Origin of the sequence: Mesorhizobium ventifaucium (assembly GCF_935822925.1) — a bacterium.
GTDB classification, from domain to species: domain Bacteria; phylum Pseudomonadota; class Alphaproteobacteria; order Rhizobiales; family Rhizobiaceae; genus Mesorhizobium; species Mesorhizobium ventifaucium.
The window spans coordinates 171,688-189,292 of sequence record NZ_CAKXZS010000014.1 but is presented as its reverse complement, the minus strand read 5'-3'; the positions used below and the strand labels follow the sequence as shown (position 1 = coordinate 189,292).

Below are 17,605 nucleotides of genomic sequence, written 5' to 3'. Positions count from 1 at the left end.
CGTGATGTAACCGGTTGATGTTGGTCGGCGTCCAGTTCGTGTTGCGCAAGAGGCTGCCCCATTCAAGCGCCTCTTGCCGCGAATCACCCGCTCGGCTAGTCCCAGCCCATGGGAAAAAGGCTTTTGCCGCCTGGCGATGGCGGTGGCGACAACATCGAGCCGGTCGATCTGAAGAAAGCGCTGGAAGAGCGCTATCTCGCCTATGCGCTGTCGACAATCATGCACCGGGCGCTGCCGGATGTGCGCGACGGGCTGAAGCCGGTCCATCGCCGCATCATGCATGCCATGCGGTTGCTCAGGCTCAACCCCGACCAGGGCTTCGCCAAATGCGCCCGCATCGTCGGCGAGGTGATGGGCAAGTTTCATCCGCATGGCGACCAGTCGATCTACGACGCGCTGGTGCGGCTGGCGCAGGATTTTTCGATGCGCTACCCTCTGGTCGACGGCCAGGGCAATTTCGGCAATATCGACGGCGATAACGCCGCCGCCATGCGCTACACCGAAGCGCGCATGACCGACGTGGCGACCGAGCTGCTGTCGGGCATCACCGAGAATGCGGTCGACTACCGGCCGACCTACAATGAGGAGGACGAGGAGCCGGTCGTGCTGCCCGGTGCCTTCCCCAACCTGCTCGCCAACGGCTCGTCCGGCATTGCCGTCGGCATGGCGACCTCGATCCCGCCGCACAATGCCGCCGAGCTCTGCGACGCCGCCCTGCATCTGATCGAGCACCCCGATGCGCCGGTAACGACGTTGATGGACTTCGTCCAAGGTCCGGATTTCCCGACCGGCGGCATCATCGTCGACAGCCGCGCCTCGGTCCTCGAAGCCTACGAGAGCGGTCGCGGTGGTTTCCGCGTCAGGGCGAAATGGAGCCAGGAGGACCAGGGCAGGGGCACCTGGAGCATCGTCGTCACCGAAATCCCCTATGGCGTCCAGAAGGCGCGGCTGATCGAAAAGATCGCCGAGCTGCTGATGGCGCGCAAATTGCCGCTGCTCGAGGACATCCGCGACGAGAGCGCCGAAGACGTCCGTGTCGTGCTGGTGCCGAAGAGCCGTTCGGTCGATCCCGGCATCCTGATGGAATCGCTGTTCAAGCTGACCGAGCTCGAAAGCCGCTTTCCGCTCAACATGAACGTCCTCTCGCGCGGCAAGATACCCAACGTGCTGTCGCTGAAAGGCGTGCTCAAGGAATGGCTGGAGCACCGCCGCGAGGTGCTGATCCGCCGCTCCAGGCATCGCCTCGGCGAGATCGAAAGGCGGCTGGAGATCCTCGCCGGCTATCTGATCGCCTATCTCAACATCGACGAGGTGATCAGGATCATCCGCGAGGAGGACGAGCCCAAGCAAGTGATGATGGCACGCTGGTCGCTCACCGACAACCAGGCCGAAGCCATCCTAAACATGCGGCTGCGCGCCCTGCGCAAGCTCGAGGAATTCGAGATCCGCAAGGAATTCGACGGTCTCACCACCGAGAAGAAGCAGATCGAGGCGCTGCTTTCGTCCGACGCCAGGCAGTGGTCGACGATCAAGTGGGAAGTCTCCAGCATCCGGGAGAAATTCGGACCGGATACCGAGCTCGGCAAGCGCCGGACCCAGTTCGCCGACGCGCCCGAACATGACCTGACCGACATCGCACATGCCATGATCGAGCGCGAGCCGGTCACCGTGGTCGTTTCGGAAAAGGGCTGGCTCAGGGCGATGAAAGGTCACCTGACCGACCATTCGCTGCTGACCTTCAAGGAGGGCGACAGCCTCAAGCTCGCCTTCCAAGCCCAGACCACCGACAAGGTGCTGGTCTTCACCACCGGCGGCAAGTTCTACACGATCGGCGCCGACCGGCTGCCGGGTGGGCGCGGCCATGGCGAACCGATCCGCATCATCGTCGACATGGACAACGACCAGGACATCGTCACCGCCTTTGTCCATGATCCCAAGCGCAAGCTGCTGCTGGTGTCGCACGACGGTAACGGCTTCATCGTGCCGGAAGAGGAAGTCGTCGCCAACACTCGCAAGGGCAAGCAGGTGATGAACGTCAAGGCACCCGATGAGGCCCAGCGCTGCATGCCGGTCGCCGGCGACCATCTCGCCATTGTCGGTGAGAACCGCAAGATGCTGGTCTTCCCGCTGGCCGAGATCCCTGAGATGGGTCGCGGCAAGGGCGTACGCCTGCAGAAATACAAGGATGGGGGCGTCCTCGACCTCAAGACCTTCACGTTCGCAAGCGGTCTCTCCTGGCAGGATTCGGCCGACCGCACCTTCACCAAATCACGAGAAGAGCTGGTCGAATGGATCGGAGCCCGAGCCTCGGCCGGACGCATGGTGCCGAAGGGGTTCCCGAGGACGGGGAAATTCGGGTAGGTAATCTCCCCCTCGAGGGGGGAGATGGCCGGCAGGCCAGTGGGGTCGCCGCGCGTGAAGCTCCAGCCTCCTCTGTTCATGGTAGAGGGGTCGCGTTTGAACGTTTCGACCCCTCTGCCTTCGGCGACATCTCCCCCTCGAGGGGGGAGATTAGCAGCATTTGGAATGTCGTCACGATTGCTGCACTATCATGGTGCATAAGCATCGCTACATAGAGCGCGGACACACGCGTTTGGGAGAAATGGGCATTTGAAGGAAACCAGGGTTCGGAAACCGGAAGGGCAGCAACGCCTGTTCGGCCTGTCGACGCCGGTCAGATCCGCGGTCATTCCGCCGCTGTCGGCGGCGCGCTGGCTCCTGGTGCTGATCGTCGCCGCCGGGGTCTATTTCTTTCATGGTTTCCTGGTCCCGGTGCTGGCTGCTCTCGTCATCGCCTTTGCCAGCTGGCCGCTCTATCGGCGGTTGCTTGCTGCCGTCGGCGGCAACCGCACGGTCGCCGCGACATTGGCGATCCTGTTCATCCTGACCTTCCTGGTGGTGCCGATAGCGCTCGCCGGCGCCTATGCCAGCAACGAAGTCCGCGAATGGGTTGGCTGGGCGATCGAGACCAACCGCCATGGCGCGGTGACGCCGCACTGGATCGCCACGCTGCCTGTGGTCGGCGACTGGCTGAACGAGCAGTGGACGCGCAACCTCGGCCATCCCGGCGGCATCGGCGAACTGATCCAGCTGATCAGCGGCGCCAACATCGGCAGCATCTATCGCGGCGTGCTGGCCGCCGGCGGCAGCGCCTTCGGCCTTTTGCTGGCGCTGCTGTTCATGATGATCGCGCTGTTCTTTGCCTATCGCGACGGCGAGCATTTCGCCGGGCAGATCGACCGTCTCGGCGAACGCATCCTGCCGACCAGGTGGGAGCGGATTTCACGCGTCGTGCCAGCGACGATTTCCTCGACGGTAACCGGCATGACCATTATCGCCATCGGCGAGGGGGTGGTGCTGGGCGTCGCCTACTGGCTGGCCGGCGTGCCGTCGCCGGTGACGCTCGGCGCGCTGACCGGCGTCATGGCGCTGATCCCCGGCGGCGCACCGCTCTCCTTCACGCTCGTTTCGATCTATCTCGCCGCAAGCGGCTCGCCGGTGGCCGGTTTGGCGTTGTTCATCTGGGGGAGCGTCGAACTGTTCATCGTCGACAAGACATTGCGGCCGAAGCTGGTCGGCGGCCCGATCAAGCTGCCGTTCCTGCCGACCTTTTTCGGCCTGATCGGCGGCGTCAAGACGATGGGCTTTCTTGGCCTGTTCATCGGTCCGGTGCTGATGGCGTTGCTGGTCGCGATCTGGCGCGAATGGCTGCGCGAGGTGGAATTGGCCGACGAGCTTGCCCCCGCCGCACCGGTGGAACTCGAAGGCGCGCCGCCGCAGATCGAAATCGTTGCCGAGAAGAAGTCTCAGGCCGGGTGACGGACGGCAAGGGTAGCGCGGCGCTTGCGCCCCTCATGCAGCTGCCATAGCGAATGGGCGACCAGCGTGACGATCAGGATCGCGCCGCCGATCAGGCTGTTGCGCGACGGCATCTCGGCAAAGATCATCCACATCCAGACCGGCGCCAGCACGGTTTCGAGCAGATAGAACATCGCAACTTCCGGTCCCGAAATATATTTCGGCCCGTTGGCGAGGCAGAAGAACGAGATCGGCATAATGACGGCGCCGTTGAAGATGATCCACCACGGCGCGTTTACCTGAAACCCTTCGCCCGAAACCATGAACACCGCCACGGCCAGGGGCAGGATCACGCCGATCAGCGAAGTGAACCCCATGTCCTTGCCGCTTGCGCGCGAGATAGTGATGGCCAGCGCAATGAAGAAAGCTGAGCACAGCGCCATGAGGTCACCGAACAGGTGGCCGGTGCCGATCGAATCGCCGACAATGATCGCGACGCCGACGATCATGACCAGCATCGCGACCACCGTGACCAGTCGCGGCCGCTCCTTCAGGAACAGCCAGGACAGCAGCGCCGCGAACACGGTGTTGAAGGCCAGGATGAAGACCAGATTGGCGGTCGTGGTGTGATAGATGCTGGTGACGAAAGTGACCGAGGTCAGCCCATAGCATAGGGCGACGACGAGCCCCGACCAGCCGGGGATGAGCTGCGGCGCGTTCCGGCTCAGCGAGCGCCAGACAGCCCAGATGATCAGCGCCGCGACCAGGGTGGTGCCGGTGCGCAGCAGGAGGATCGTCCATGCGCCGCCGTCGGCGAGCCGGATCAGTGGAATGTCGATGGTCAGCGTCAGCCCGCCAATGGCGGTGATGAGAAGGCCTTTTTGATGATCGTTGTGGGACGACATGGCAGTTCCCGCAATGAATTTGGAGGCAGGCGCAAAATTGGCCCAGCGTCTGGCGTTTCAGCCAAGCAGCCGAAAACCAGAAGCATCCTCCTTGAAGCAGTTTTAAGGATGATTGGCGAAAGAGCGGATCAGCGCGAAACCGCTTCGTGGTCGTAGCGTTCCCAGCCTTTCGGGCCGAGATGCTCCTGCGGCATGAAGCGCATCTTATAGTTCATCTTGCGCGAGCCGTTGACCCAGTAGCCGAGATAGACATGGGGCAAGCCCATCGCCCTGGCGCGTGCGATGTGGTCGAGGATCATGAAGGTGCCGAGCGAGCGGTCCTCGAAGTCCGGATTGAAGTAGGAATAGACCATCGACAGGCCATCGGCCATTTTGTCGGTGAGGGCGACTGCGATCAGCTCTCCCTGGCCCTTGCCGGTAATGAAGCTGTCGGGGCCGCGGCGCCGGTATTCGATGACCTTGGTGTCGACATGCGTGTCCTCGACCATCATGGCATAGTCGAGCACCGTCATGTCGGACATGCCGCCGCGGCGATGGCGGGCATCGAGATAGCTGCGGAACAGCGAATACTGCTCGGTCGACGGTTGCGCGTCGTGCATCGCGCCGATGAGGTCTGAATTGTGCTGTATCACCCGCTTCATATTACGGCTGGCAGTGAATTCCTGGGCCAGGATGCGCACCGAAACGCAGGCGCGGCAGGTCTCGCAGGCCGGCCGGTAGGCGATGTTCTGCGATCGCCGGAAGCCGCCTTGCGTCAACAGGTCGTTCATCTCCGATGCCTTGTCGCCGACCAGATGCGTGAACACCTTGCGCTCGAACTGGCCCTCAAGATACGGGCACGGCGACGGCGCGGTCAGGAAGAACTGCGGCGACTGGGTTGGATGCTGCGTCATCGACCCTTGGAAACACTCCTGCGAATCATCATACCTTTGGCGCGCACGGCGAAAAATTCAACAGGATTGTGAAAGCATGGCGATCGGACGCCTTCACTTTGCACACGGGGACTGGTGAAAAGCTGTTTCAGCGGTCACTGCGGCTGACCACCGTGCCGAGCAGCAGGTCGTGCAGCGTGCGCTTGCGGTCGGCAAACAGCGACACCAGAAGGACCAGTGGCGTCAGGATGACGTTGCCGGCCCAGAACAGCACCGAATGCACCACCGCCGTCAGCCCGTCGATGCGGGTGCCGTCGAGACGGTCGAGCCGGATCCCCATCATCTTCATGCCTGTCGTGGCCTGGTCGGTGCTGCCGAGCGTGTTCCAGATGTAGAGGATGGCGACGGCCGGCACGAGGATGGAAAACAGCATCCAGCCAAGGCCTAGCGTCAAAATCCCGAGGAAGAACACCAGGATCGCGAACGGAATGGTGAGCAGCGCGACGATGCAATAATCGATGATGAAGGCGAGGACACGCCGGGTGCGCACGCCATCATAGGCCCTGACATCATCGAGCCTGCTGATTTCGTCGTCGAGAACGCGCGCGTTCATGTCATTTCTCGCAATCAGGCCCGGCATAGGGTGCGGACCGCCTGGTGTTGAAATGGTGAAGCCCTGCGGCGGAATCAAGATCGAGCCTTTTTTCGGCCTGCGACTGGAGGCAGCGCCGAATCTAAGCCTGAATCGGTTGAATTTACAGCCCGGATGACGTTAGTTTGCTGCAGCGCACAAAGCGCGCCTAGAGCGCCGCGCGTCCTTTCGGACGCGCAAAGGACGCTCTAGCACTTTGAATCGGCGCATGACTCCGAAAGCCGAAACCGGTTTCGGGGTCATGCGCGAGGGGGACGGCGCGACATGGACTACGACATGCTGGTCATCGGCAGCGGGCCTTCCGGGCGCCGCGCCGCGGTGCAGTCGGCCAAGCTCGGTAAATCCGTGCTGGTGGCCGACAGGGGCCGGCGCCTTGGCGGCGTGTCCGTCCATACCGGCACCATTCCGTCGAAGACCCTGCGGGAAACCGTTCTCAACCTCTCGGGCTGGCGCGAGCGCGGATTCTACGGGCGCGGCTACCGGGTCAAGCAGGATATTTCGGTCGGCGATCTGATCGAACGCCTGCACAAGACGCTCGATCATGAGGTCGAGGTGCTGCAGCACCAGTTCATGCGCAACACGGTCAAGAGCGCGCGCGCCACAGTCAAGTTTCTCGGTCCCAACAGTGCCAGCCTGACGACGGATACCGGCGACTACAGTGAAGTCGGATTTGCGCATGCGCTGATCGCTGTCGGCACCCGCCCGCACCGGCCACGCGACGTGCCCTTCGACAAGCTCCGTGTCTTCGACAGCGACGAGATGTTGGAACTCGAGCGCCTGCCGCGGACGCTGACGGTCATCGGCGCCGGCGTCATCGGCGTCGAATACGCGACGATCTTTTCGGCGCTCGACGTGCCGGTGACGCTGGTCGAGCCGCGCGACACCATCCTCGATTTCGTCGACCGCGAGATCGTCGACGATTTCCTCCATCAGATGCGCGACCGCGGCATGACGATCCGGCTCGGCAGTGCGATCAAGGAGATCGCCTCGAAACCCAACTATGCCGAGGTGACGCTTGCCGACGGCCGCAGCATACGCTCGGAGATGGTGCTTTATGCCGCGGGGCGCACCGGCAATGTCGGCGCGCTCGGCCTCGATGTAGTCGGCATCGAGGCCGACTCCCGGGGCCGCATCAAGGTCGACCCGCAGACCTTCCGGACCAGCGCGCCTAACATCTATGCCGCCGGTGACGTCATCGGCTTTCCGAGCCTCGCCTCGACCTCGATGGAACAGGGCAGGGTGGCTGCCTGCCATGCCTTCGGCGTGCCGTTGCCGCCACCGCCGGAAACCTTTCCCTACGGCATCTACGCTGTGCCGGAGATCTCGACCGTCGGCCAGTCCGAGGAGCAGGTGCGCGAGGGCGGCGGCGCCTATGAGGTCGGCGTGGCGCGCTTCCGCGAAACCTCGCGCGGCCATATCATGGGCGTCAATACCGGGTTCCTGAAGCTTCTATTCTCGATCGAAACGCGCCGGCTGCTCGGCGCGCATATCGTCGGCGAGGGCGCGACCGAACTGATCCACATCGGCCAGGCGGTGATCAATCTCGGTGGCACCGTCGATTTTTTCGTCAACAACACCTTCAACTATCCGACGCTGGCCGAAGCCTACAAGATCGCCGGGCTGGATGCCTGGAACCGGATGGGGCGGGCATAGGGCGACGGGCTCATCAATTCGCCTGCGCGATGGCGGTTGCCGAGCCCGCCAGCCATTGCCTGATGATTTCAGCATCCCGATCGCCGATTTCATGACCGGAGGCGATGGTGTGGGCGTCGACCGCGGCGCCGTGTGAATCGAGCAATGCGACCAGCGCCGGCGCGAAGGGCGCGTAGGTCAGATCATCTGCGCCGGCGATGATCAGCACGCGTGCTTTGGATAGATCGGCCGGGGGAACCTCGTCGAGCACCGGCATCGGGCGCAGCAATGCTGCCCGTTCGATGAGGCCGGAATGCAGCAGCGTCACGCTCGAAACCAGGTTGGCGCCGTTCGAATAGCCGAGGAAAGTCGTCCTGGCGAGATCAAGACCATGGCGCTTCGCGACCGCGGTGATGAAGCCGGCGAAAGCGTCCGCCTCGGTGCGGATGCTCGCCTGTTCGAAGCGCGTCGGCGTGATCCGCGCGAACCAGCGGAAACCGTCCTCCTGGGCGATGCGGCCACGCACCGTCACCAACACGGCGCGCGGCGCGATTTGCCGCGCCAGTGCCACCAGCGTCGTCTCGTCGACACCGGATCCATGCAGCAGAAAAAGGCATTCGCCGCTCGCATTCACCGGTCGATAAAGGCGGTACAAAAACGGCAGGTCGCGCCGCAAAAAGCCGTCTTCCGAAGGTTTTTCGGCCATATTGCATCCTTTTGATTTCGTGTCGTTTTTATTCATTTGCCGGCTTCAAAACGGAATATTTTCGGGCTCCTTCAAAGTTGATTGAACCGGGCGCATTTCAGTCCGTTTGTTTGCCGATATGCTCCTGCGGGAGGAATCGAATCGTCGTCGGATGGTCGCATCAATCGCGGCATGAACAACCAGCTTTGAGGCCTTTTATCGATGACCATGCCAATTTCACCGGATCGCGATACGCGTATCCCGGATCGCGATACGCGCATTGATGTGTTCCGCGCTTTCGCGTTGCTGATCATATTTGTCGACCATGTGCCTGGCACGGTTTTCGAAACCCTGACCTACAAGAATTTCGGCTTTTCGGATGCCGCCGAGGCCTTCGTGCTGATCTCCGGCATGTCCGTCGCGCTCGCCTACGGCTCAAAATTCCAGTCCGGAGACCGGCTCCCGGCGACACTGAAATTGTGGCGCCGCGCCGGAGTGCTCTATGTCGCGCACATTGTCACGACGATGGCGGTGGTGGCCATCTTCTGCGCGGCGGCGATGTTCGCGAAACGGCCGGACATGCTGACGCTGATCAACATCGAGCCGTTGATCAGGGACCCACAACAAGCGCTGATCGGCATCGTCACGCTTGGCCATCAGCTTGGCTACAACAACATCCTGCCGGTCTATGCGGTGCTGCTGCTGATGGCGCCAACCTTCCTGCTGTTCATCAGCTACCGGCCTTTCATGGCGCTCGCCGTGTCCGGAACTCTGTGGCTGGTTGCCGGGATCTACCAGATAGCTCCGCCTAATTATCCGGAGCCCGGCTTCTGGTTCCTCAATCCGCTGTCGTGGCAGTTCCTCTTCAACATCGGCCTGGCGAGCATGCTGCACATCAGGCGCGGCGGCGCCATTCCGGTCAATCGCTGGCTGGTCGGCGCGTCGGTGGTCTATGTCGCGACGGCGTTGGTCTGGGTGCACAGCCCGCTATGGGGGCACGTGTCGTGGCTGAACCTGCCGGTGGTGCTGACCGGCTTCGACAAGACCTTCCTGTCTCTGCCGAGGTTGCTGCACATCCTGGCGGTGAGCTATCTGATCGTGGCGTTTCCTTCTGTCTCCAACCTGTTCCGCACCAGCCGCGACCATCCGCTCGCTATATTGGGCAAACGATCGCTGCCGGTTTTCATCGCGGGCACGCTGATAGCCATGGCGGCGCAGGTGATGAAGCTGGTCAACCCGGGCGGATTTGCCTATGACGGCCTGCTGATCGCCGCCGGCGTCGCCATGCAGTTCGCGCTCGCCTATTATCTCGAATGGCTGTCGGCTATTGGCGGCAACAGCAACCCGCTCCGCAGCGAGGCGCCGCCGGTCCATGCATCCTTCGGCGTTGGCGGCATGGCAGCAGGGGTTAATAGCTAGACGTCCGGGCTCAGACTGTCTTGAGCGGCGGTCCCGAAGATGCCCTGACGACAAGCTCGACGCCAAGCGTCTCGCGCCGCACAGTGCCGTCGAAATCGAGGATCGTTCGCGCCGCCCGGCGGCCGATCTCGGCGATCGGCTGGGCGACCGTGGTCAGCGGAGGATCGCAGATTGCGGCGTCAGGCACGCCGTCGAAGCCGACGACGGAGACGTCGCCGGGAACCGCAATGCCACGAGCGGCCAACCATTCGATCGCGACCATCGCGATCCGGTCCGACATCGCCAGGATGGCGGTCGGCGGCTCTGCCGAGGCGAAGATCGTTTCGAGGCCGGCCCTTGTGCTGGCTTCGTCGTTTTCGGTCTCGTATACCGGTATCCCGGCGGTATCGACGCCGTACCGGGAAAACGCCTCGAAATAGCCGACGAGGCGATCGCGCGTGCCGGTGTAGAGGGCCGTCCGGACCTTCTCCGGCGAGACAGGACCGGTGCTGCCGTCGGCGAAAGGCAGCGCCAGAACGGCGAAGCGGCGATGGCCGAGCTCGGCGAGATGCTGCGCCGCCAGGCGGGCGCCGGCGACATTGTCGACGCCGATCGCCGAAACAGTGTCGTCGTCGAAGCCGAGCTCAAGCGCGACAAAGGGGAGTTTGCGTTCGCGCGTCAGTTCGACAAGCCGTGAGCCGCCCTCGATGCAGAACAGGATGAAGCCGTCGACCAGCGCGCTCTGGATGTTCCAGGCAAGCTTTTCCTCGTTGCCGGCCGATACCAGCGCTATTCCCGCGCCGGTGGCGTCGCATGCCTGCGAGATGCCGGCCATCATTGCGCGGGCAAAAGGATCGTCGAAGAAATAGCACAGCGGCTCGGTCGTGGCGACGCCGATCGCGTTGACCTTGCCGGCGCGCAGCAGCCGGCCCTTCGGGTCGGGACCGGCATAGCCCATCGCCTCGGCCGCCGCCTTGACCCGTTCGCGGACTTCCTCGCGCACGATCTCGGGACGGCTGAACACGTTGGAGGCGGTGCCGTGCGAAACCCCGGCGGCCTTGGCGATGTCGGCCAGCCGGATGGGTCTTGTATTGCCTTCGGTGGATGACGCCATTTTCTGCCTCCAGCTGGCTACCTAGCATCTTTGTTGGATCGATTCAAATTTTGCTTGACATCAGCGCGGTCCAAGCCTAGTTTTGAATCGATCCAATTGGGAAGGAGCGAGCCATGCACCCCGTCAACTATCTGTTCGAAGACATCTATCGCAACGACTGGAGCATAATTTCGAAGGCGGTGACCCGGACGCGTCGCGGCAGCGCCGGCCCGTGGATCCGCGATCTGCGTTTTCTCGTGGAGCGCAAGCGGACCTGATCGGCACGGCATTTTCGGGCGTGTCGATTGGATCGATTCAATCTCAATCGCAAAAGGAAGCTGAGCAATGCACCCGATCAATCATCTGTTCGAAGAGATTTATCGCAACTATTGGGGCATCTCGCCGGCCATCGACAGGCCGGAGCGGCGGCGCCTGGCCAAGCCGGCGGCACGCAATCGCGACCTGCCGGTCCGGCCAGAACGCAGGCAAGAGTGGCCATCGTCTGACTGACCGTCGTTTGGCGGAAGCCGAATCCGGCGGCCTCAGGAGCGCGGGCGCACCAGCGCCGAGGCTGCAACCGCCAGCCAGCCGGCGATGAGCAAGGTGCCGCCGATCGGCGCCGACATCGAAAAAAGCCGCGAGCCGAGGAAGTCGCGGGCAAGCAGATCGCCTGAGAACAAGACAAGCCCGACGAGAAGAATAAGGCTTGCGGTACTTAGCATCCGGTTTGCGCCGACGAGGCCGGCGGTAAGAAAGACCGGTGCATGCATAAGAAGGAAGGACGCGACCGTGCCGACGAAAACGCCGCCCAGATGTGCTTCCGCGGCAGAAAGCGCCACACCGGCCGCGCCGCACAGGCCGCCGGTGAAAACGAGGATGCGGCCGCTGCCGCTTGCTGGGTGGTCGGCCGTGCTCATGTCGTGGACTCCGTGAAGTGGCCCGCAAACGGTGTCAGGATTTGCCCGCCTGCACCAGCATGTCGCGTGCGCGGCGCGACTGGACCAGCCAATTATACGCCGCTCCGCCCGCCATCAGCACGGACGTGCCGAGAAACACCGCGCGCATGCCGAAATGACCGCCGACGAAGCCGCCGAGCAGCGGGCCGGCAACCTGTCCGACATACTGCGCCGAGATCGACAGACCGAGCACATTGCCGCCGACGCCGTCCGGGACATTGTGGCGGATGACGCTGGTGATGCAGGGCAAGAGGCCGCCAAGCGCCAGTCCCATCAGGAAACGCAGGCCGACGAGCTGCCAGCCCTGCGTGACGAAAGCCTGAGGGATCAGCAGCAGCGCCGAGACGGCAAGCGCCGCTATGATGACGTTCCAGTGACCGACGCGGTCGGCGAGCTTGCCGAGACGCGAGGCCGACAGGATGGCGCCAAGTGCCGCCGCCGACATGACGATGCCGGAGGTCAGCGTTAGCAGGCTTTGGTCCTCAATGATCTGTTGCACATAGACCGCGATGATCGGCTCGACCGACATGGTGGCGAAGCTCAGCAGCGTGCCGGTCACCAGCATAGCGACGATCGGGCGCTTGTCCGGGATTTGCGACCAGCCGCCTTTCGGTTTCTCAGTCGATGCTGATTTGTCGGTTGCCGGTCGAGGGTTCTCCTTGATGAGAAAAGTCGTTGCCAGGAACGCCAGGAAAATGACGCCGCCAGCGACCAGGAAGGTGGCGCGGATGCCGACCAAGGGCGGCAGCGCGCCGCCGAGCAAGGGACCGACGAGAGCGCCGCCGGTGATGCCGGCCGACAGCACGCCGAGCGCCCAGCCCGACCGCTCCTTCGGCGTCTGCATGGCGACGAGAATGGTCGAGCCCGAGGAATAGCCACCGGCGAAACCGATCAGCAGGCGTAGCAGCACCAATTGCCAGACGGTCTCCACCATGCCGGTCAGCGACATGCAGACGGCCATGCCGAAACTGGCGCGCACCAGCATCAGCTTGCGGCCGTAGCGGTCGCCAAGCCGTCCCCACAGCGGCGCGACCAGCGCGGCGGCGAAGAAGGTCGCGCCATAGGCGATGCCGGACCACTGCACAACAGCCGCGTGGCCCTCGGCGCCCAGCTGCTCGACATAAAGCGGCAGGAAGGGCAACAGCAAGGTCATGGCGACAAGCGTGCTGAACGAGCCGGCAAAGCACACGGCGAGATTGCGGCGCCAATGGATATTGTGGGCGCCTTGGGTGGCAGGGGTGGCGTCTTGCGGCATGTCGTGTCCTGTGCGGCCAGTTCTGCGGGCCAGGGAATTCGCCGTCGTCGCGGCGTGATTGCCGAGGCAACTACTTTCGCCCTCGCTTCGCGAGCGCCGATGGCGTAAGAGCGGCGATGGAAAACAACCGATTTGAAACACCCGTGACCGTCAAGGGCGCGGCGGGAGGCACTCAGCTCTTGCGGACCGCCCGCGAGGCTTCCGATTACCTCCTCAACAACTGGCCCGGCAAGCGCAGTCCCAAGCATCGCGAAGCGCTGCAGGCCTGCCATGATGCGCTGGCCGGCGACAAACCGGCGATGACCGCAAGGCGCGCCTTCATTGCCGCCGCGCGCGAGGTGAACGTTTTCGTCAGCGACAAGGCGCCGGCCTGAAGACGCAGCGAAATCTGATCCGCTTCGCGGGCCGGATGCGCTTTTACCTTAGGGGCAATCGCTTCAGCTTGCGCTGCCCTCTCATTGCCTTGCCGGGCATTTCTCCCCGTATAGTGACTGTATAGTGACGGGCAGAAAGGGGCCTGTACCAAGGGTTTCGCCAATCTGCAGCGTTGCAGAAAGCGCGCCAAGGTTGCGGCCAGATCCCTTCTCGCCGTCACTATGAAGCGATGCCCTGCAGTTTACTCTGCGGTTTCCGTTTCCGTTTCGGTCTCGGACGTGGTCTCGTCTTCGGGCTTCGAACGTTCCTTGGCTGCGACCTTGGCCGCTTGCTTTTCCGCCTTCTTGGCAGCCTTCTGCCGGTCGCGTTCCTTGCGTTCCTGGCCGTAGTTCGGTGCTCGCGCCATATCTCTTCCTTTCACAATCCCAAAGGTTCTTAGCCCTGCCTAGGAGCATTGAGCTCCAAACACAACACCGCAAAGGGCGATCGGCTCCATAGTTAGCCGGCAGGCCGGCTGAACACGGGTCCGCCGGCGGCGACCTTCGACCTGATCCGGATCGTTGTCAGATATCGTCCCGGTCAAGAACCAGATCGGCCGGACCAAACCGGTCTTTTGCCGTGAATTGCTGGTGCCAATAGGGGTAGAGAACCGGCGGGCGGCTGACAGCGTCGAGGCGTGCGCGCTCTTCGCTGGTCAGCACCAGGCTGGCGGCGGCGATGTTGTCCTTGAACTGCGCTTCGGTCCGTCCGCCGATCACCAGCGAGCTAATGGCCGGCCGGCCGAGCAGCCAGGCAAGCGCCACCTGCGCCGCCGACACGCCATGGTTGTTGCCGATATGGGCAAGCACGTCGACGATCCGCCACAGCCGGTCCTCGTCGCGGATCGGCGGTTCAGTCCACCCGCTGAGCTGGCGGGCGGTGGCCTGGTCGCGGTTGTATTTGCCGGACAGCAGTCCACCGGCGAGCGGACTCCACACCAGCACGCCAAGCCCCTGGTCGACCGAGATCGGCAGCAATTCATATTCGGCTTCGCGCGCCTCCAGCGTGTAGTGGATCTGCTGGGTGACGAAGCGCGGCTGGTGTTGGCGGTCGCTGATCCCCAGCGCCTTCATCACTTGCCAGCCGGAATAGTTGGAACAGCCGACATAGCGGACCTTGCCCTGGCTGACGAGCGTGTCGAGCGCGGCGATGGTCTCTTCGAGCGGCGTCGTGCCGTCCCATTCGTGCAGAAAATAGATGTCGATGACGTCGGTCCTGAGGCGTTTCAGGCTCTTCTCGCACTCGCGGATCAGATGGTAGCGCGACAGCCCTTCGTCGTTGGGGCCGGTACCGATCCGCATACGCCCCTTGGAGGCGATCAGCACATCTCCCTTGCGTTTGCCGCCGAGCGCATCGCCGATCATCTCTTCCGACAGCCCGTTCGAATAGACATTGGCGGTGTCGATGAGATTGATGCCGGAATCGATGCAGAGGTCGATCATCCGGCGCGCCTCGTCGAGATCGGTCTTGCCGACCGCTGAAAATGCGCCGGCGCCGCCGAAGGTCATGGTGCCCATGGTCAGCGTCGAAACCTTCAGCCCGGAACGGCCGAGTGTGCGGTATTCCATATCAGATCCTCGCAATTGCGTTGAGAAGGGCTGCTTCGAAGGCTGCCCAAAGGAGCCTGGCATTTGTAGGATAATTCGAGCCGCTTGTCGTGCATGCCATGGAGGCTGATCGATCACATCTCACGGATTTGCGCGACCGGCACATAGGCCGGCTGCAATAAAACCGTCATTGCCGGCCTGTATGCAGTCGGCTCAAGGTGTTCGTTCTTGGCCGGCAGGCCGGACGCCGACACGGGCGTGCACGCGGAGCAGCATAAATGACCGAAGCAAAACAGAATTCTCCTGCCAAGGACTGGCTGGAAGCGGAGCTCGCCGACACGCTCGACGAAGATTACGAGCTGGAAATGTCGGAACCGGCGCTATCGCTGGAGATCGCCAAAATCTACAAGAAGGCGCATCCGCCCTCGATGGATCGCCAGCAATATTTTCGCGACCTGATCACGCTGCAATCCGAATTGATCAAGCTGCAGTCCTGGGTGGCATATCACAAGAAGAAGCTGGTGGTGATTTTCGAGGGCCGCGATTCGGCCGGCAAGGGCGGCGTCATCAAGCGCATCACCCAACGGCTCAATCCGCGCATCTGCCGCGTCGTAGCACTTCCGGCGCCGACCGAGCGCGAGAAGTCGCAATGGTATTTCCAGCGCTACGTCCCGCATCTGCCGGCAGGCGGCGAGATCGTGCTGTTCGACCGCTCCTGGTACAACCGCTCCGGCGTCGAAAGGGTGATGGGATTTGCCGAACCGGATCAGGTCGAGAAGTTTTTTCGCGACGTGCCGGAGTTCGAGCGCATGCTGGTCCGCTCCGGCATCACGCTGGTCAAATACTGGTTCTCCATCACCGACGAGGAGCAGCAGATGCGTTTCCAGATGCGCATCCACGATCCGATGAAGCAGTGGAAGCTGTCGCCGATGGACCTGCAGTCGCGCGTACGGTGGGAGCAGTACACCAAGGCCAAGGAAGAGACGTTCGCCCGCACCAACATTCCCGAAGCCCCCTGGTTCATCGTCGAAGGCAACGACAAGAAGCGGGCGCGGCTGAACTGCATCGATCATCTCCTCAAGCAGATGCCTTATGAGGAAGTGCCGCACGAAGAGATCACGCTGCCCGATCGCGTCTTCAATCCCGAATACGAGCGCCAGGTGCTGCCGCGTGAGCTGTATGTGCCGGAGAAGTATTGACGTTGCTTTCGGATTACCGCTGAGCTCGCCGCACTTCCTGCGCCGCGCTGCGCCCTTCGACCACTGTAACGGCATGGATCCTAGGGTCTTCGCTACGTCGCTTCGCTCCTGCTTCGCCCAAGGATGACGAAGGCGTGGTGGCTTAAGGCCAATCGCGGATGGTGAAGATTGGCAATTGCGTCACCACGTAGCGGGCGGCGGTTGATGGCATATCACAAACCTTCGAGATTGGCTGAAACAACACTCCCCGTTCGTCATCCTAGGGCGAAGCGAACGCGAAGCGGAGCGCAGACCCTAGGATCCATGCCGTTACTTCTGAGCGCGCAGCAGCGGTGCAGACAACAATCCCTGCGACTACACCCCCTCAATGATGACATGCGTGGCATTCGGCGTCGCGACCTGCTCGCTACACCGGTAGCCGAGCCCAGGCATGTCGATGCCGGCAAAAAGGTTCTCGCCTGAGCCGAGCAGCATCGGCGATATCGCCAGATGCATGTCGTCGATGAGCTTTATCCCTAAGATATTGCCGGATCGTGGCGACGCCGCCGCCGAGCCGGACATCCTTGCCGTCAGCCGCTGCTTTCGCCTTTTCCAGCGCTGAGTGAATGCCGTCGGTCACAAAATGGAAGGTGGTGCCGCCCTCCATGACGAGAGGATCGCGCGGATGGTGGGTGAGCACGAAGACCGGCACATGGTAGGGCGGATTGTCTCCCCACCAGCCGTTCCAGGTGTCATCGGGCCAAGGCCCGCGGATCGGCCCGAACATGTTGCGGCCCATGATCCACGCGCCAATGTTTTCGAAGCTGCGCGTTACGAACGCGTCGTCGGTATCCGTGGTCCCGTCATCTTCGCCGGACATGTTGCGGAAGGTTCGGGTGCCGAACATCCATGTGTGCAGGGCTTCCCCGCCGACGCCCAGCGGTTCTTTCAGGTCTTGGTCGGGACCGGCTCCGAAGCCGTCGATAGACACGGTGAAAGCGTTGACGCGAAGCTTGGACATGAGGACCTCTAAGCCAGTTGTGAAATGCAAGCAGTTGTTTTAGTTGGACTGATTGCATTATGCAAGCGGTGTTCTAGAGGCGGAGGTGGCAGGCGGCCGCCAGGAATTCAGTAAAAGAAGCTTCGACACGTGTTGAGATGAGCAATTGTCGATGTTGGCGCCGCCCCTCATCCGCCTGCCGGCACCTTCTCCCCGTATA

General features: G+C 62.6%; 17 protein-coding genes and 1 pseudogene. 8 read left to right on the top strand and 10 right to left on the bottom strand.

Features of this window, described 5'->3' with window-relative positions; all coding sequences use genetic code 11:
- Positions 1 to 108: 108 nt before the first annotated feature.
- Together parC and NMG70_RS13815 are read left to right on the top strand one after the other, a co-directional pair.
- The gene (parC, locus tag NMG70_RS13820) at positions 109 to 2,361 is read left to right on the top strand and encodes a DNA topoisomerase IV subunit A (RefSeq protein WP_254025041.1); all 2,253 of its coding nucleotides are present in this window, start codon (positions 109 to 111) and stop codon (positions 2,359 to 2,361) included.
- Between the two features lie 249 nt (positions 2,362 to 2,610).
- Entirely contained in the window at positions 2,611 to 3,819 is a 1,209-nt protein-coding gene (locus NMG70_RS13815) for an AI-2E family transporter (RefSeq protein ID WP_254025040.1), read from the top strand.
- Here the strand turns inward: NMG70_RS13815 and NMG70_RS13810 are convergent.
- The 3 genes from NMG70_RS13810 to NMG70_RS13800 form a co-directional block, all read right to left on the bottom strand.
- Entirely contained in the window at positions 3,807 to 4,703 is an 897-nt protein-coding gene (locus NMG70_RS13810) for a DMT family transporter (protein WP_254025039.1), read from the bottom strand. The genes NMG70_RS13815 and NMG70_RS13810 overlap by 13 nt on opposite strands.
- A gap of 128 nt (positions 4,704 to 4,831) precedes the next feature.
- A complete protein-coding gene (locus NMG70_RS13805; RefSeq protein WP_027154654.1) occupies positions 4,832 to 5,596 on the bottom strand; it encodes an arginyltransferase in 765 nt (254 codons plus the stop codon).
- Positions 5,597 to 5,723: 127 nt separating this feature from the next.
- Complete coding sequence (locus NMG70_RS13800) at positions 5,724 to 6,188, bottom strand: RDD family protein (RefSeq protein ID WP_254025038.1); 465 nt, start codon at positions 6,186 to 6,188, stop codon at positions 5,724 to 5,726.
- A gap of 303 nt (positions 6,189 to 6,491) precedes the next feature.
- On the opposite strand from NMG70_RS13800, the gene sthA reads away from it, so the two are divergent.
- Positions 6,492 to 7,880, top strand: a complete 1,389-nt coding sequence (gene sthA / locus NMG70_RS13795) for a Si-specific NAD(P)(+) transhydrogenase (protein WP_254025037.1) — start codon at positions 6,492 to 6,494, stop codon at positions 7,878 to 7,880.
- Positions 7,881 to 7,893: 13 nt separating this feature from the next.
- On the opposite strand, the gene NMG70_RS13790 is transcribed toward sthA, so the two are convergent.
- Positions 7,894 to 8,565, bottom strand: coding sequence for an alpha/beta hydrolase (locus NMG70_RS13790; protein ID WP_254025036.1), 672 nt, complete (start codon positions 8,563 to 8,565; stop codon positions 7,894 to 7,896).
- Between the two features lie 201 nt (positions 8,566 to 8,766).
- Between NMG70_RS13790 and NMG70_RS13785 the strand changes: the two genes are divergently transcribed.
- A complete protein-coding gene (locus NMG70_RS13785; protein ID WP_254025035.1) occupies positions 8,767 to 9,963 on the top strand; it encodes an OpgC family protein in 1,197 nt (398 codons plus the stop codon).
- 10 nt (positions 9,964 to 9,973) lie between these two features.
- Here the strand turns inward: NMG70_RS13785 and NMG70_RS13780 are convergent, their stop codons facing one another.
- Positions 9,974 to 11,056, bottom strand: coding sequence for a LacI family DNA-binding transcriptional regulator (locus NMG70_RS13780; RefSeq protein WP_254025034.1), 1,083 nt, complete (start codon positions 11,054 to 11,056; stop codon positions 9,974 to 9,976).
- Positions 11,057 to 11,169: 113 nt separating this feature from the next.
- On the opposite strand from NMG70_RS13780, the gene NMG70_RS13775 reads away from it, so the two are divergent.
- Complete coding sequence (locus tag NMG70_RS13775; protein ID WP_254025033.1) at positions 11,170 to 11,313, top strand: hypothetical protein; 144 nt, start codon at positions 11,170 to 11,172, stop codon at positions 11,311 to 11,313.
- A gap of 67 nt (positions 11,314 to 11,380) precedes the next feature.
- Complete coding sequence (locus tag NMG70_RS13770; protein ID WP_091591593.1) at positions 11,381 to 11,545, top strand: hypothetical protein; 165 nt, start codon at positions 11,381 to 11,383, stop codon at positions 11,543 to 11,545.
- A gap of 32 nt (positions 11,546 to 11,577) precedes the next feature.
- Here NMG70_RS13770 and NMG70_RS13765 read toward each other — a convergent pair whose 3' ends face one another.
- Complete coding sequence (locus NMG70_RS13765) at positions 11,578 to 11,952, bottom strand: DUF423 domain-containing protein (RefSeq protein WP_254025032.1); 375 nt, start codon at positions 11,950 to 11,952, stop codon at positions 11,578 to 11,580.
- 34 nt (positions 11,953 to 11,986) lie between these two features.
- Positions 11,987 to 13,246: a multidrug efflux MFS transporter gene (locus NMG70_RS13760; RefSeq protein ID WP_254025031.1), complete on the bottom strand. Its 1,260-nt coding sequence runs from the start codon at positions 13,244 to 13,246 to the stop codon at positions 11,987 to 11,989.
- Positions 13,247 to 13,362: 116 nt separating this feature from the next.
- On the opposite strand from NMG70_RS13760, the gene NMG70_RS13755 reads away from it, so the two are divergent.
- Positions 13,363 to 13,620 carry a DUF982 domain-containing protein gene (locus NMG70_RS13755; RefSeq protein WP_254025030.1) on the top strand — a complete coding sequence of 86 codons (258 nt, stop codon included), beginning with the start codon at positions 13,363 to 13,365 and terminating at the stop codon, positions 13,618 to 13,620.
- A 242-nt stretch (positions 13,621 to 13,862) separates the two neighbouring features.
- Here NMG70_RS13755 and NMG70_RS13750 read toward each other — a convergent pair whose 3' ends face one another.
- Together NMG70_RS13750 and NMG70_RS13745 are read right to left on the bottom strand one after the other, a co-directional pair.
- Positions 13,863 to 14,027 carry a hypothetical protein gene (locus tag NMG70_RS13750; RefSeq protein ID WP_254025029.1) on the bottom strand — a complete coding sequence of 55 codons (165 nt, stop codon included), beginning with the start codon at positions 14,025 to 14,027 and terminating at the stop codon, positions 13,863 to 13,865.
- Between the two features lie 157 nt (positions 14,028 to 14,184).
- Complete coding sequence (locus NMG70_RS13745) at positions 14,185 to 15,228, bottom strand: aldo/keto reductase (RefSeq protein WP_254025028.1); 1,044 nt, start codon at positions 15,226 to 15,228, stop codon at positions 14,185 to 14,187.
- 257 nt (positions 15,229 to 15,485) lie between these two features.
- Between NMG70_RS13745 and ppk2 the strand changes: the two genes are divergently transcribed.
- Complete coding sequence (ppk2, locus tag NMG70_RS13740) at positions 15,486 to 16,406, top strand: polyphosphate kinase 2 (RefSeq protein WP_254025027.1); 921 nt, start codon at positions 15,486 to 15,488, stop codon at positions 16,404 to 16,406.
- A gap of 354 nt (positions 16,407 to 16,760) precedes the next feature.
- On the opposite strand, the pseudogene NMG70_RS13735 reads toward ppk2, so the two are convergent.
- Positions 16,761 to 17,406 (bottom strand): annotated as a pseudogene (locus NMG70_RS13735) (dihydrofolate reductase family protein).
- Between the last annotated feature and the right edge of the window lie 199 nt (positions 17,407 to 17,605).